General features: G+C 47.4%; 16 protein-coding genes and 1 pseudogene. 15 read left to right on the plus strand and 2 right to left on the minus strand.

All coding sequences use genetic code 11. The annotated features are described in order from the left end of the window. Positions 1-151: 151 nt before the first annotated feature. Positions 152-862, plus strand: coding sequence for a GT-D fold domain-containing glycosyltransferase (locus C170_RS14450; RefSeq protein ID WP_036610658.1), 711 nt, complete (start codon positions 152-154; stop codon positions 860-862). A gap of 217 nt (positions 863-1,079) precedes the next feature. On the opposite strand, the gene C170_RS14455 is transcribed toward C170_RS14450, so the two are convergent. Next, positions 1,080-1,487, minus strand: a complete 408-nt coding sequence (locus tag C170_RS14455) for a hypothetical protein (protein WP_036610660.1) — start codon at positions 1,485-1,487, stop codon at positions 1,080-1,082. A gap of 190 nt (positions 1,488-1,677) precedes the next feature. Between C170_RS14455 and C170_RS14460 the strand changes: the two genes are divergently transcribed. From C170_RS14460 to C170_RS14525, 14 genes and pseudogenes are all read left to right on the plus strand, one after another. After that, positions 1,678-2,826, plus strand: a complete 1,149-nt coding sequence (locus C170_RS14460) for an RluA family pseudouridine synthase (protein WP_143781089.1) — start codon at positions 1,678-1,680, stop codon at positions 2,824-2,826. Positions 2,827-2,898: 72 nt separating this feature from the next. Next, positions 2,899-3,477, plus strand: a complete 579-nt coding sequence (locus C170_RS14465; RefSeq protein ID WP_026081201.1) for a DUF1273 domain-containing protein — start codon at positions 2,899-2,901, stop codon at positions 3,475-3,477. A gap of 167 nt (positions 3,478-3,644) precedes the next feature. Further along, positions 3,645-4,460, plus strand: a complete 816-nt coding sequence (gene speD / locus C170_RS14470; protein ID WP_036610662.1) for an adenosylmethionine decarboxylase — start codon at positions 3,645-3,647, stop codon at positions 4,458-4,460. A 182-nt stretch (positions 4,461-4,642) separates the two neighbouring features. Next, positions 4,643-5,053 carry a flagellar basal body rod protein FlgB gene (flgB, locus tag C170_RS14475; RefSeq protein WP_036610664.1) on the plus strand — a complete coding sequence of 137 codons (411 nt, stop codon included), beginning with the start codon at positions 4,643-4,645 and terminating at the stop codon, positions 5,051-5,053. Between the two features lie 148 nt (positions 5,054-5,201). Then, positions 5,202-5,690: pseudogene (locus C170_RS14480) on the plus strand (GNAT family N-acetyltransferase); the annotation flags it as partial. A gap of 159 nt (positions 5,691-5,849) precedes the next feature. Further along, entirely contained in the window at positions 5,850-6,302 is a 453-nt protein-coding gene (locus C170_RS14485; protein ID WP_036611088.1) for an NUDIX domain-containing protein, read from the plus strand. A gap of 18 nt (positions 6,303-6,320) precedes the next feature. Next, positions 6,321-7,184 (plus strand): helix-turn-helix domain-containing protein, encoded by an 864-nt coding sequence (locus C170_RS14490; RefSeq protein WP_235200765.1) that lies wholly within the window; start codon positions 6,321-6,323, stop codon positions 7,182-7,184. Between the two features lie 69 nt (positions 7,185-7,253). After that, the gene (locus tag C170_RS14495) at positions 7,254-7,781 is read left to right on the plus strand and encodes an ankyrin repeat domain-containing protein (protein ID WP_036610665.1); all 528 of its coding nucleotides are present in this window, start codon (positions 7,254-7,256) and stop codon (positions 7,779-7,781) included. Between the two features lie 439 nt (positions 7,782-8,220). Beyond that, positions 8,221-8,736, plus strand: a complete 516-nt coding sequence (locus C170_RS14500; protein ID WP_036610667.1) for a sigma-70 family RNA polymerase sigma factor — start codon at positions 8,221-8,223, stop codon at positions 8,734-8,736. Further along, the gene (locus tag C170_RS14505) at positions 8,733-10,067 is read left to right on the plus strand and encodes a DUF4179 domain-containing protein (RefSeq protein WP_036610669.1); all 1,335 of its coding nucleotides are present in this window, start codon (positions 8,733-8,735) and stop codon (positions 10,065-10,067) included. The genes C170_RS14500 and C170_RS14505 overlap by 4 nt, the downstream gene beginning before the upstream one ends. Positions 10,068-10,164: 97 nt before the next feature. Continuing rightward, positions 10,165-11,208 carry a S66 family peptidase gene (locus tag C170_RS14510; protein ID WP_036610671.1) on the plus strand — a complete coding sequence of 348 codons (1,044 nt, stop codon included), beginning with the start codon at positions 10,165-10,167 and terminating at the stop codon, positions 11,206-11,208. A gap of 65 nt (positions 11,209-11,273) precedes the next feature. Next, positions 11,274-11,579: a hypothetical protein gene (locus C170_RS14515; RefSeq protein WP_036610673.1), complete on the plus strand. Its 306-nt coding sequence runs from the start codon at positions 11,274-11,276 to the stop codon at positions 11,577-11,579. 235 nt (positions 11,580-11,814) lie between these two features. Further along, a complete protein-coding gene (locus tag C170_RS14520) occupies positions 11,815-12,576 on the plus strand; it encodes a threonine/serine exporter family protein (RefSeq protein ID WP_036611092.1) in 762 nt (253 codons plus the stop codon). Positions 12,577-12,594: 18 nt separating this feature from the next. Beyond that, entirely contained in the window at positions 12,595-13,053 is a 459-nt protein-coding gene (locus C170_RS14525; protein ID WP_036610676.1) for a threonine/serine exporter family protein, read from the plus strand. Positions 13,054-13,183: 130 nt separating this feature from the next. Here C170_RS14525 and C170_RS14530 read toward each other — a convergent pair whose 3' ends face one another. Further along, a complete protein-coding gene (locus tag C170_RS14530) occupies positions 13,184-13,729 on the minus strand; it encodes a DUF2569 domain-containing protein (RefSeq protein WP_036610678.1) in 546 nt (181 codons plus the stop codon). Positions 13,730-13,753 lie beyond the last annotated feature (24 nt).

Raw genomic sequence — 13,753 nt, forward strand, 5'->3', positions numbered from 1 at the left:
ATAGAAGCGGTACCGACAGATGTACTAACTTTCATATAAATAGATTGATATTCAACCAAGGATGGCGCCCTTTGGGTCGAACGTACATATCGTTACGGTAGTCGCAACATAGAATAGAACAGTTCAATTTTCAAAGGAGGCAACCCATCACATGAATTCGATCTATCTTGAAATGGAAGGTGTGCTTGATCAGCTCGAAGCGGCACTTCTGGAACACCGACCGCTGTCTCTTGTAAGAGTCGGTGATGGCGAGAATATCGTCATGTCTCAAGAAACCGTATGGCCCACGGAACAGGTCCTTCAGGAGCGTTGGGCTAAGAAAGCCAACTTAGGGCAAAAGGGACTTCGTCTTCCCAACCCGAAACTACGGGATGAAGTCGCCGCTTCCTTGCAACGTGCCGATATCGTGGGCATTCTTCCTCGTGGTGACAGCACCATCAATGCTCCCGATTATCTCAAAAGACCCCTGACCGACATGGTATTTGCACACTTTGGCATCTCTCCTCCGATGACTTGTCACGCCTGTGTTAATCGGGAACTGGCGCAGAACCCGCGTTTCTGGCAGATGCTTGCAGGCAAGCGTGTGTTACTCGTTACTCGTGAGATTGAGGCTCTGCGTGCCATGCTCGAACGTGAGCCCTATAATCTGAACATTGTGACTGCCCTGCCCTTCGATAGCTATGATCAAATGGATGAAACGCTGCATTGGATTCAGAATAATCAACATACCTTCGACGTCGCTCTCTTCTCCTGTGGCGTCAATGCGGTTATCCTTGCGGAGCGAACAGCTGCACTCGCAGGCAAAGTTGCCATCGACTTTGGCAAAGCCAACAACATCATTCTGAAAGGCCGTGCCAACTGATCCTGGACAGTTTCAAACTTTAGATTCGTGATTTGTATTGAAACGTGCAGATGCTTGTACGGCAAAACCCCCCGACTGCTTAAGCCGGGGGGTTCTTGCTGAGCGCTAGTCGAAACCTATCGATGCATTGTCTTACGTCTCTGGGGTATGAAGCGAACTCTGCCGTCAACAGAAGTGATGACGAAGCACTCTGCCTGTTATATTTCGCCTTTCACTACTAACCGGTGGCTGCAATACCGTATAACATCTCCGGCCCGGTTCTTACTGCTGTGGACACCCCCGAGATGAACGAAGTATACACACTTTCCAATGCTGGTGGTGCAGACAGATCCTGAGCTGTGAACGAATGGAATTCGGCACCTCCGTTCTGTCCAATCGTACCTTCAGCACGGTAGATGATATAGAAAGGATCATATAAAAAACCCCGCACAAGCTCCACAACAAAGGTATCTCCCAGTTCTCCCGTAACACCTACTGTCCCGTTCAACGTAATAATGGGATTCACCACACCCTGCGTCTGTAGACCAATGGTGCCAAAAGCTGTCGGGGATTCTGACAGTGACAAACCGGGCTGTCCTACGGTTGCCGAGTTCATCGAAGTTCTCATATCGAGAAACACGCCCATGAGTAACACCTCCAATGCTATGGGATACCCTATCCTATGAATCTCACTACTCTTATGATTGGATGTATAGCAGATTGTATGAACCTATTTTTATTTGTCGACTGTTAATGGTATATTGAACTGCATAACGAAAATGAACGGATCGTATGCACACAAGCGGTACAGGCTGTTCAGAAGGAGATTACTATTCATGAATAAACGCAAACGTCCAACCAGCAAGACATCGGCCTCGGCCAAGGGGAAATCTTATACAGGTTCATCTTCAGCACGTTCCGGCAAGTCCAACTTCTCATCTGCCAAAACATCAGGTGCTTCCGCATCACGTAATACGGAGGAGAATAAGAAGCCAATAACCGCTAAATCATCGGGTGCACCCAAGAAAGCTGGAGGCAACAAACCCAAAAATGCCAGCGCATCCAAACGACCAGGCAATTCCTACTATCGCAAGCAGGAACCACCACGCCAGTACAAAGTGACCGAACCGGATGAACTGTTGAATTTCCTGTTGCAGCATTTGAAATCAGGACGGAACGCAGTGAAGTCCATTCTGGGTCGTGGACAGGTATCCGTGGATCAGAAGGTTGTAACCAAGTTTAATGAAGCGCTGACGCCAGGTCAGATTGTCTACATTCGAAAAGAAGGTGCAGTCGCTGCTCCATCCTTGACGGGTATTAACATTTTGCATGAAGACGATGATATCATTGTGATCCGCAAGGAAGCCGGACTATTGTCCATTGCCGCTGACAAGACGGACGACCTGACGGCTTATCGCCAACTGACAGAGCATGTGCGCCGCACCAATCCGCTCAACCGGATCTTTGTTGTCCATCGTCTGGATCGGGATACGTCGGGTGTGATGATGTTTGCCAAAAGTGAAGAGGTGCAGCAGAAGCTGCAAAACAACTGGAAGGAAAATGTGCAGGACCGCGTATACGTTGCCCTTGTTGAAGGTTCAGTAGCCAAAGAAGAAGGCACCATCTCTTCCTGGTTGAAGGAAACCAAAACGCTGAAAATGTATTCCAGCTCTCGTCCGAATGATGGACAACATGCCATTACACATTACAAACGTCTGAAGTCGAACCGCGAATTCTCCTTGCTGGAAGTGCGTCTGGAGACAGGGCGTAAAAATCAGATTCGTGTGCATATGGAAGATCTCGGACATCCGATCGCCGGTGACAGAAAATACGGCGCACGCACAAGAGACCTTGGCCGTCTCGGACTTCATGCACGTATACTCTCGTTTATTCATCCCACAACGGATGAGTTAATGTCATTCGAAACGGATATTCCGAAGCCATTCCTGTATCCGTTCCGTGCAGAAACTCCACCTGCGAAATAACTGCACCTCTAATGTGTGCATATATAGAAAATTCACTGATCGATTGATCATACCTGAAAGGAGGAACGGACACTGAAAAACCTGTTAATCACCGGTTACCGGGCACATGAATTGCAGATTTTTGGACAGAAGCATGAAGGTATTCCTTTTATCAAAAAAGCCATCTCCTCCCGCCTCACTCCCCTTGTCGAGGATGGTTTGGAATGGGTGCTGACGCCTGGACAATACGGTGTGGACCTGTGGGCCTGCGAAGTGGTCATTGATCTGAAGAAGACGTACCCACATCTGAAACTGTCGATCATCACTGCCTTTCAGAACCCGGAGGAGCAATGGAAAGAAGACAAGCAGGAGTATTACCGTTCCATCCTCTCGGGTGTGGACTATTACGGTGCGATTAGCAATCAACCTTATATCGGGCCGTGGCAGTTCACTGCACGGGATGACCTGTTGCTGCGTAAAAGCGACGGTCTTCTGCTCGTCTATGACGAAGATGCTGGGGAAGGCAGCCCCCGTTTTGTGAAGGAAAAAGCCGTGAAGAAACAGCAGAACGAGGACTATACAATCATCAGTGTCACTTCAGAGGATATTCAATCTGTAGCTGAGGATGAGCGCATGAACGATATTGCGGACTTCGACGATTCTTCATTCTGATTCCTTGTGGATCAGTATAGTTTGTCAGAGGTCCAATCATGCATAGCTTTCATCAGAGGGGAACCGTATTTTGAATGACGTACATATGTTTTTTTTCGAGGCAGGTTGGGTATAAGTAGTATTATAACTGCGATGATATGTCGTATGGGATAAGGGGAACTGCAACCATGACAATTACGCCAGAGCAGCGCATTCAACTGCATGGATTTAACAACCTGACCAAGTCGCTCAGCTTTAATATGTACGATATTTGTTATACCAAAACCAAAGACGAACGCGAAGCTTACATTGAATATATTGATGAACAGTATAACGCCGCCCGGCTGAGTAAAATTCTGAACAACGTCTCCGACATCATCGGAGCCCACGTGCTGAATGTCGCTCAGCAGGATTACGTGCCTCAAGGTGCGAGTGTGACGATGCTTGTCTCGGAAGGTCCAATCGTGGAGATCCCCGAAGAATCACTTGATGAATCTCCCGGCCCTCTGCCCGATAACGTTGTCATGCAGCTGGATAAAAGCCATATCACTGTGCATACCTACCCTGAGTTTCATCCTAGTGAAGGTATCAGTACCTTCCGTGCGGACATTGATGTCTCCACCTGCGGTGAGATCTCACCGCTTAAGGCGCTGAATTATCTGATTCACTCATTTGATACGGACATTATGACGATGGATTACAGGGTGCGTGGTTTTACGCGGGATACAAGCGGACGCAAGCTGTTCATTGACCATGAGATCGGCTCGATTCAGAATTATATTCCGGATGAGATCAAGAGCAGCTTTGACATGATTGACGTGAACGTCTATCAGGAGAATATTTTTCACACCAAGTGTAAACTGAGGGAATTTGACCTCGACAATTATCTGTTTGGGTACACCAAGGATAAGCTCAGCAAGAAGGAACAACAGGAGATTACAGAATGGCTGAAGCTGGAGATGGACGAGATCTATTACGGCAAAAATATTAATCGTCCCTCTTAAGAGGTTGTTCAACGCTGATCCATGAGGGCAAAATCTAAGACAAGATTTCATGAAGGCAGGGTTCTTCTTATCGGGGGACCTCCGGCATGTGCTTGTCTTTTTCTTTGTTATGTTGACAGTGTGCAACTTTATTTCTTATTATAGAAGTAACTGTACAATCTACAGTGAAGGAGACTGAGCCCGTGATCGAAACGAATACGACAAGACGTAACGAATCACTGTTACAAGCGCTTACTGCACAGCATAATGCCATTACCAACAACATAGCCAATGCAGACACGCCTAACTACAAAAAGAAAACGGTAGAGTTTCAGGAAGAGCTGAGACGTATCGTTGAAAATGGCAAAACAGATCAGCTCGCCATGAAGCGGACTCATGACAAACACTTTCCTATCAGTGATCCCAATTCTTCCATCGTACAGTACCGAATTGTCGAGAACAACGAAACAGCCATGAACAATAACAACAATAACGTTGACATTGACAAGGAAATGGCGAATCTTTCGGAGAATCAGCTCATGTATAACTACATGGTTGATCGGGTCAGTGGACATTACAAAAAAATGAAGAATTTATTGAATGATCTGAAATAATGAATGTACAAGCAGCCCGAAACGGCTGCTTTTTTTTGTTGTTTTTCCCTGAGTGTAGCTCGTTTGGTGCCATTTTTCGGTATCCTCTCCTGTTCGTAGTATAATGGGGAGAAACGATTGATTTCATATCGAACAAAAGAGGTGCAACATGTCTCCACGTCATTTAAATGGTTTTCAAGGTTCCAAAGTCAGATTAGCGGCCCCATGCCCGGAAGATTGCATGCGTCTCTCCCGCTTCACAGATGATTATGAATATTTGCGCAACATGGATACCGATATCGCGATCCCGTTAACGCCGGATGAAACGGGTTCTTCGTCTGTCCGCCGAGACAACGGATTTGAATTTGCATTACGTACACTGGAGGGTAACCGATTCATTGGATTCACAGCCCTCTACCGAATTGAATGGAACAATCGGTCGGCTCGTCTGGCCATTGGTATCGGCGAAGAAAATGATCGAGGTAAAGGCTACGGAAGCGACGCTCTGGCTCTGATTCTTCGATATGGCTTCCACGAATTGAACCTGAACCGGATTGCGCTGGAAGTCATTGAATACAATGAAGCCGCGAGACGTGCGTACCTAAAAGCCGGATTCCGGGAAGAGGGTCGCCAGCGTTCTGCAGTTTTGCGGGATGGCATGCATTATGACCTGATCTCGATGAGTATCCTTGCCGAAGAATGGTCGGCGCAGTCTGGGCTTCCCTTGTCATTCCAGTCTACTCACACTCCTCAATCTGGGGAAATGGACGCGGGTGGTTTTTCACAACGTAATGGGAACGAACAAGCTGCGCTGTCAATGTCGGAATTAAGTTCTGTTCCAAAAGGTGAATCTGAAATTTCACCTCGCATCGGCGTAGGTGCGGTCATCCTCAATGAACGGGGCGAAGTGCTTCTCGCCTGGCGGAATCGCCAGCCCGAGCAGCACACCTGGAGTATTCCCGGCGGGAAAGTCGATCCCTACGAATCACTGGAGACTGCCGTCATCCGTGAAATCAAGGAGGAAGTGAATCTGGATATCGCCATTGACAGTCTGCTCTGCACGGCGGAGACGATCCAGCCACAACAGAAGGAACATTGGATATCCGTGCTCTATTCCACCAAGGTGATTGGCGGTCATGCTCGTAATCTGGAAGAAGGCGGAGCCATTGGTGAGATCGGCTGGTTCCCATTGAATGATCTGCCCTCTCCACTCGCCTGCTTTGCGGTACCTGGGCTGGAAGCTGTGAAGAAGTTATATAACCAGAATTAAGCTTGGAGGTGCTTGCAAGTGTTGGAGATTCCTCTTCCTCGACCTGCACCCTTCATTCTGCATGAATCGAGTTCCGAATTCGATTGGAAAGGCAGCGGCTCGTTATCACTGAAAACATTCCGTAACGGAAAAACGCTATATGAAGCGGGACACGGTCACTACGCAGTCAATAATGAGAACTATCTGCTTCTGAATGAGGGCCAGGAATATAGTCTTCACATTGATTCATCTACTCCCGTTGAATCCTTCTGTATCTTCTTCCCTCCCGGTTATGTCGAAGAGATTGGCCGGAATCTAATTACCAGTGATATTCGGCTACTTGATGAGCCGTATAGTTATTCATCCTCAAGCAAGATGGAGTGGGTAGAACGTACATATGCCATGGATAATCGGCTTGGGGCAGCCCTGAATCATTTGCGGAATTTGTACAGTCCAGACACACTGGATTCCTGGGCAATAGCGGAGCAGCTTCATCAGCTTGCTGTTCACATGCTGGATCTACACCGTAACGTTCAGCAAGAGATCAACGAACTGGATATGATCAGACGTTCAACCCGAGAAGAGTTGTACCGAAGAGTGTATATCGGGCATGAGTATATCTCCGCCTACTATGATCAGCCGTTAACGCTAGAACAGACAGCATCGGCTGCACAACTATCCGTGAATCATTTTCTACGCAGTTATAAAAAGTTGTTTGGTACTTCACCCCATCGTTATCTGACTGAATGTAGACTATTGGCTGCGAAGGGGCTTTTGCTAGATTCGGACAGGTCTGTCACCAATATCTGTTATGATGTGGGCTTCGAGAGCCTCGGTTCGTTCAGTTCATTATTCACTAGACGCTTCCATAGCTCTCCTTCCCAGCTGCGGGCAAAAAGGTGATTATGAAGAAGCACCTCTGAAGAGGAACATCTATAATTACATTATCTCATCAGATGGAGGTATTCCTTTATGAATCATGCAGAACAGATTAATCAACTATTCCAGGCTGCACAGTCTGGAGACATGGCCAACCTGCAATTATTGCTCACTTCTCACCCGGAACTCACCAATACTGAAAATCAGGATGGGTTAACTCCGCTGGGATATGCCTCTCATTATGGACAAGTAGAAGTAGTTCGTCTTCTTCTGGAGCATGGAGCGGATGTTAACGCCCTTTCTCATTCCAAGATTTCCTTTATCCCTTCCAATACTGCACTGCATGCCGCACTTGCCGGAGAACGTTCGTCAGAAGTTATCCAACTTTTACTCGAATATGGGGCATCCACAAGTATTCTGGACAGCGATGGACAATATGCATTGCACTCGGCAGCATTTCATACGGATCAGATCGAACTTATCGAGATGTTACTTCAGCATGGAGCTGATCCAAACGTGCTAAACTCAGCAGGCCAGACCGCACTAGAGATTTCACTTGAAAGTGGTAACACGTCTACAGCTTCATGTCTGCGAGCAGCCGTTACAGCGCATCAGCAATAATGATTAGATAACGTGAGTAATACGCGAATAACCGTCAGGACTCTTTTTGGAGTAGAAAGAGAAGATCTGACGGTTATTTGTTGTCCGATTACATACCTCTATCGGTGAGAGGCTATATAAGTTGAGCTAAGAATATTTACACTTGCCACTCCGATGACAGAACAACCTTCCGATCGCTGTTATCCCCAGATTTTTTTAATTCACTTTTACAAAGGTGAAAATCTGGCGATAAAAGCGAAGTGTATGCTTCCGAAGGAGCTTTCTTTCAGAAAGCTTTTAGCTCCGCTTCTTCAGGTTATTTCTGTCCTCAACGTTCTCATGTAAATACTTCGTTCAACTTCTATAGAAATCCCGATACATTATATTTTTTAAGAAAATAAGAACCGTTTGGAGCCTTACGCGGTCTAATACTCAACATATCCAGGAAAGGAGGAGCCATGTGACCCCTTCTCAGCTCACCATCGCCGCACAAAAAGGGGATGCCGAGGCTTTTGCAGCCTTAATGGAATTACATCAGAGCCAACTGTACCGTATCGCCTATGCCTACCTGCATAACGAAGGTGATGCGCTCGAAGCGATTCAGGAATCAACGTTTAGGGCCTTCCATAAACTCAAAAAATTAAAAGAGCCCTCCTACTTTGGCACTTGGCTCATCCGCATTCTGCTCAACTACTGTGCGGACGAACGCAAACGAAAAAGTCGGTTCAGTCCCGTCACCGAGATTCATGAATCCAGCAGTTGGGATCGTCCTGCGGACCCCGATCTTGCTACGGCCGTATCCACCCTTGACCGGGATTGCAAACAGATTATTATCCTGAGTTATTTCGAAGGTTTCTCCTTAACTGAAGTTGCCGATATTCTCGAAATCCCGACCGGAACCGTAAAATCCCGATTACATCGGGCACTCGGACAGCTCCGTGATCAACTTGAAACGAAGGGAGATGTATCCTCATGACGGATGAACAAAACTCATTCGACACATTGGAAGAACGTCTGAATACTCGAAAGACGGAGTACGAAACCATGCCTGTACCGGATGCTGCCTATCAGGCTGTGCAATCCGGAATCCGCCAGGCTGCCCGTAAGCGAAAGTCCCGGCTGCGCTGGTATATGAGCTCCATCTCGGCAGCTGCCCTCATCCTGTTGTTTACCGGTTGTATCCGCGTCTCTCCCGCCTTTGCGTCCTTTGTGGAGCAATTGCCCGGAATGGAGGGCATTGTGAGTATGATTCGCCAGGACAAAGGATTAATGATGGCGATCGATCAGTCTCTCTTGCAGAAGATCGGTGTCACCGACGAGCATGATGGTACTTCCTTGACCGTTGATGGCATTATCACAGACGAGTCACGTATGGTTATTTTTTACACGATGAAAGGCATGAAAGATCCCGAGAAATTCAACTATGATATTGATCTGCTCGATGAGAACGGTAAAGATCTTCCAGTTGCGTTTACTCACGCTTATCCAACACCTTCACCAGACGAGAATGTGAATGAGAATATGATAGACGTGATCTTCACGGATGGAACCTCTCCTCCTGAAGAGCTGAGCGTCGTGTTTAAGGCCAGAGATACAACGCGTGCAGAAAAGTGGAAAATAACGTTCCCGGTAGACAAGAATCTTACCAAAGGCATGAAAAAGGTCATTCGTGTGAATCAGACGTTAACAGTGGATGGACAGCGTATTGATGTGAATCAGGCTACTATGTATCCAACACGTCTTGTGCTTGATGTAAATTTTGATCCTAAAAATACCAAGAAGGTATTTGGCCTCAGCGATCTTCAACTGGTTGATGAGCAAGGCCGCGCGTGGAGAACAGATACCTCAACCGGTGAGGATGAACGTTCCATTTACTTCGAAAGCATGTACTTCTCCATACCGAAAAAGCTGACGTTACAGGGATCTGGCTTCTCCGGATTGGATAAAGATGAGTTGGATCTTACCCTTGATCTGAAGTCACACCGGATTACAGGTGGACCACCTGGATTGAAGATGCTTGGCAGCAAGGTTGAAGGTAAAAATCTAATTATCGACTTTTCTGTTGCTGGTAGTATGAACGGCGGGTACGTTCTGGCTTTCAATAATGTTACAGACAGTGCAGGGAAATCATATGAAGTTCCTGGCTCCAGTTGGAGTAGTGGAGAGGGAACGGATGACAATCATACGATCGTTTCCTCTACTGTCGAAAATGGAGCCAAGATGCAGGGGAAAATCCAAATGCACATTTCCACCTATCCAATGAAAGTGAAGTCCCCATTCTCGTTGGATATTCCTGTGAATCCTTAATTTTCTACCAGTAGGCTGTGATTATCGCAAATATTCTATATAATGGAAACATTCATTATTACGAGCAATGATGTTCATAGGGAAGGTGTGTTTAGATATGAATCAACGTTCCATCCGTTATCCGCAGCCACTCGCTCCGGGAAATACCATCGGTGTGGCAGCACCCTCCAGCGGTGTTGGCGAATCCCTGCACCATTATCTTGAGGAGAGCAAACGCAATATGGAGCGCCTTGGTTTTGACGTGCTGGAAAGCCCATCGCTCCGCCACAACATCAAATGTGTGAGTGCCTCCAAAGAGGAACGGGCCGAAGAGATGAATGAATTTTTCCGCAATCCAAATATTCAAGCCATTATCCCTCCATGGGGCGGGGAGTTTCTGATGGATATCCTCCCCCTGCTGGATTGGGAAGCTTTGAAATCATTACCGCCCAAATGGGTCATGGGATACTCGGATATCAGTACGTTCCTGTTCGCCTATACCCTGATCACCGGAACAGCATCAGCACATGGCACCAACTATGTTGATCTAAGATCAAACGCCATTGATCCCGTGACTGCGCGCTGGATTGATGTGTTACAGACCAAAGATGGCGGACAGATCACACAATCGTCTTCCACACATTATCAATCGGCATGGAAACCGGAATCTCCTGGTTTTAACCTGGATACACCTTCGCGCTGGAAACAGCTCGGCCACTCGGAAGATGCAGATACCGCTGTGTCGTTCTCCGGTCGGCTGATCGGTGGCTGTATGGATACGATCACTAGTCTGATCGGCACCCCGTATGCACCCGTCCAATCGTATCTGGATCAGTACTGTGCAGATGAAGGAACGATCTGGTATCTGGAAAGCTGTGAGATGAATGCGGGGGATATCTACCGTCATCTGTGGCAGATGAGACAGGCTGGCTGGTTTGCAGGTGTGAAAGGCTTCATGTTCGGCCGACCTGCGGGTTATTCCGATACAGCCGATTTCAATTTTACCGATGCCCTATCCTCTGCACTTGGGGATCTGGATGTCCCTGTACTGTACGATGTGGATCTCGGCCATGTTCCGCCCCAGCTCACCTTTGTGAATGGAGCATTAGGCAAAGTTGCTTATGAAAATGGACGCGGGTGCCTTGAGATGGCGTTTGTGTAATCACCTTTTATAGGCAGATGCATACCTTGAAGTAAGAACTTATTTTGAGGGAAGGGTTGTGCATCATGTCTGAATCCACATCCACGCCATCCACGCGTGTCGTGTATCAAGCCAATCAACCGATGCTTCAATCCGTGCAAAGTGTGCGGAATATGCTTCATCATACAGCTCGGCAGCATATAGGCAAGAAGGTACAAGTCCAGAATATCGATGGGCAAGTGTGGGAAGGTGTCATCATCAGTGCAGACCGGGGAATTTTGTATCTCCAGGTCACCCCAATGCATGGATACCCTGAACCTCGCGCCTTGTTTGGACCAACAATTTTGCCGCTTGTGCTGTATGAACTGTTGGTTATCACACTGTTGATGTAGTGGCATTGTACTTCTATATCCAATCCTGTTCCAAGAAGCTTCGCTCCTGAGATCTTCAAGTCTTGGGAACGAAGCTTTTTTATGGTCTCGGCTATGGTGCGGTATGATTCCTTGCGAGCGTGTGAAGTATGATACAATGGTGTCGCACCACCCCATATCTCATATGAAACGGAGCTTGATCCGGTTGGAATACATACGTCATGATTCATCACCCGTATCACAAGTCGAGACAGGTATGATTGGCAGCAACCCTACTGAACAATCCCGCGTGATTGCCATCTGTCTGCTCGCAGGCAAAATCATGCTGCAAAGCGGTGGTGAAACCTACCGTGTGGAAGATACGATGAAACGTATGGCCGCGGCGCTGGGTTTACCCCATTCGCACAGTTACGTTGTTCCGACAGGCATCTTCTTCTCTGTTGATGCAACCGAACCTGCCAAGCTGATTCGCATCTCCGAGCGTACGACGGATCTGGACAAGGTGTCCGAGGTGAATGCGGTCTCCCGCCGCATCGGACAAGGTGAGCTATCTGCTCAGGAAGCCCATGATCTATTGGTACAGATCGAAGGCAAGCCCTCCTCCTATTCAACGGCTGTGCAGCTTACGGCCGCGGCGTTATCCAGTGGTTGTTTTACCATTATGTTTGGCGGAGGTTGGAGCGACTTTCTTCCGGCGCTGATCTGTGGGGGCATAGGTTATGCAGCCGTTATTGCCTTTCACCGGTTGGTACGGGTCAAATTTTTTGCTGAGCTTACGGCATCCTTTGTTATTGGCTTACTCGCTTTTCTTCTGATCTATATGGGAGTGGGTCATGAACGGGACAAAATCATTATTGGTTCGGTTATGCCGCTGGTTCCGGGGCTGCTGATTACCAATGCTGTACGCGACCTGATGGCCGGACATCTCGTATCCGGATTATCCAAGGGAGCCGAGGCATTTCTGACTGCCTTTGCCATAGGTACCGGTATTGCAGTTGTATTTTCACTTTTTATGTAAGACGGAGGAATGCAGGATATGCTCCATTTTATTGAACAAGCCTTAACCAGTTTTGTCGCTTCAGCCGCGTTTGGAATCATCTTCAACGCACCCCGGCGCATGCTGCTCCATGGTGGATTTGTCGGGATGATCGGCTGGATTATCTATATCGTGCTTGAATATGCAGCGGATGCGGTTCCTGCTACACTTGCAGCGACCATAGCCGTAGGTGTCATCAGCCAGGTATTCTCTCGCATGTTTCGCGCACCCGTCATCATCTTTAGCGTCGCAGGCATCATCCCTCTCGTTCCTGGTGGACTGGCGTATAATGCGATGCGAAGTTTTGTGCAAAATGACTACAGTGCCGCTATGGAGATGGCCGCCAAGGCACTCATGTTATCCGGCGCCATTGCCGTAGGCCTTGTGTTATCCGAGGTATTAAACCAGATGATACGCCGAATTCCCGCCTCACTTCGGGCAAAATCATCATCGAAATGATTATTCTTTTCACATATCAGCACACTTAAGGCCCGTTAGCATACAGGATAAAATCTTGTATATCTACGGGCCTTACGTATCACTATCCTATAGAGCACTATAGTGCAGTGAGACAATCAAAGAAGTCTATCTACTTCACAAACGTATTCTTCACACGTACCGACCTCAGGAAATATGGAATGAAGATACAGCACGTCAGAATGGATCGTATCGTCAAATTAAATGCTGATGTTGGATCGAGCACATGTTGCTCTCTCGGAATCTCAATTCGTGCGATCATAATCCATGTCATGACTCCAATGAATACATTTGCAATGTACAGAATAATCATCATGCGTGGAAACTGTTTCTTTTTCTTATACAGCAGTACGAGATTCACGATAACGAGCATTAGTAACATGACGCTGCTTATGACCCCGAACCAAAGGAGCGGGCGTATCCCTTCAGTATAAAGTTCCGGATCGACACCACGGACACCCTCCCACCTTACCGGATCCATAATGACATTTACCTGCGACATATCCGCGATGAGAAGCACCAGTGCGACCCAAAGCCCAATCTGTATTAAAATAAGCCATCCGCCTAATCCGGAGATGCCAGGACGTTCCGGTCTGATACCACTTTTAGGCTGCAGCGAGCTTGTATCCAATTCCGAGTTCCTATATTTATAGTTCATTTCAGCCTCCTTTTACGATAGAAA

The sequence above is a fragment of the Paenibacillus sp. FSL H7-689 genome, assembly GCF_000517905.1.
Classification (GTDB): domain Bacteria; phylum Bacillota; class Bacilli; order Paenibacillales; family Paenibacillaceae; genus Paenibacillus; species Paenibacillus amylolyticus.

Bases quoted from the DNA above. Each gene is read 5' to 3' on its own strand.
- C170_RS14455 (WP_036610660.1), bottom strand. From the start codon at position 1,487: ATGGGCGTGTTTCTCGATATGAGAACTTCGATGAACTCGGCAACCGTA.
- C170_RS14510 (WP_036610671.1), top strand. From the start codon at position 10,165: ATGAATCAACGTTCCATCCGTTATCCGCAGCCACTCGCTCCGGGAAAT.
- C170_RS14460 (WP_143781089.1), top strand. From the start codon at position 1,678: ATGAATAAACGCAAACGTCCAACCAGCAAGACATCGGCCTCGGCCAAG.
- speD (WP_036610662.1), top strand. From the start codon at position 3,645: ATGACAATTACGCCAGAGCAGCGCATTCAACTGCATGGATTTAACAAC.
- C170_RS14495 (WP_036610665.1), top strand. From the start codon at position 7,254: ATGAATCATGCAGAACAGATTAATCAACTATTCCAGGCTGCACAGTCT.
- C170_RS14505 (WP_036610669.1), top strand. From the start codon at position 8,733: ATGACGGATGAACAAAACTCATTCGACACATTGGAAGAACGTCTGAAT.
- C170_RS14450 (WP_036610658.1), top strand. From the start codon at position 152: ATGAATTCGATCTATCTTGAAATGGAAGGTGTGCTTGATCAGCTCGAA.
- C170_RS14530 (WP_036610678.1), bottom strand. From the start codon at position 13,729: ATGAACTATAAATATAGGAACTCGGAATTGGATACAAGCTCGCTGCAG.
- C170_RS14515 (WP_036610673.1), top strand. From the start codon at position 11,274: ATGTCTGAATCCACATCCACGCCATCCACGCGTGTCGTGTATCAAGCC.
- C170_RS14525 (WP_036610676.1), top strand. From the start codon at position 12,595: ATGCTCCATTTTATTGAACAAGCCTTAACCAGTTTTGTCGCTTCAGCC.
- C170_RS14485 (WP_036611088.1), top strand. From the start codon at position 5,850: ATGTCGGAATTAAGTTCTGTTCCAAAAGGTGAATCTGAAATTTCACCT.
- C170_RS14520 (WP_036611092.1), top strand. From the start codon at position 11,815: ATGATTGGCAGCAACCCTACTGAACAATCCCGCGTGATTGCCATCTGT.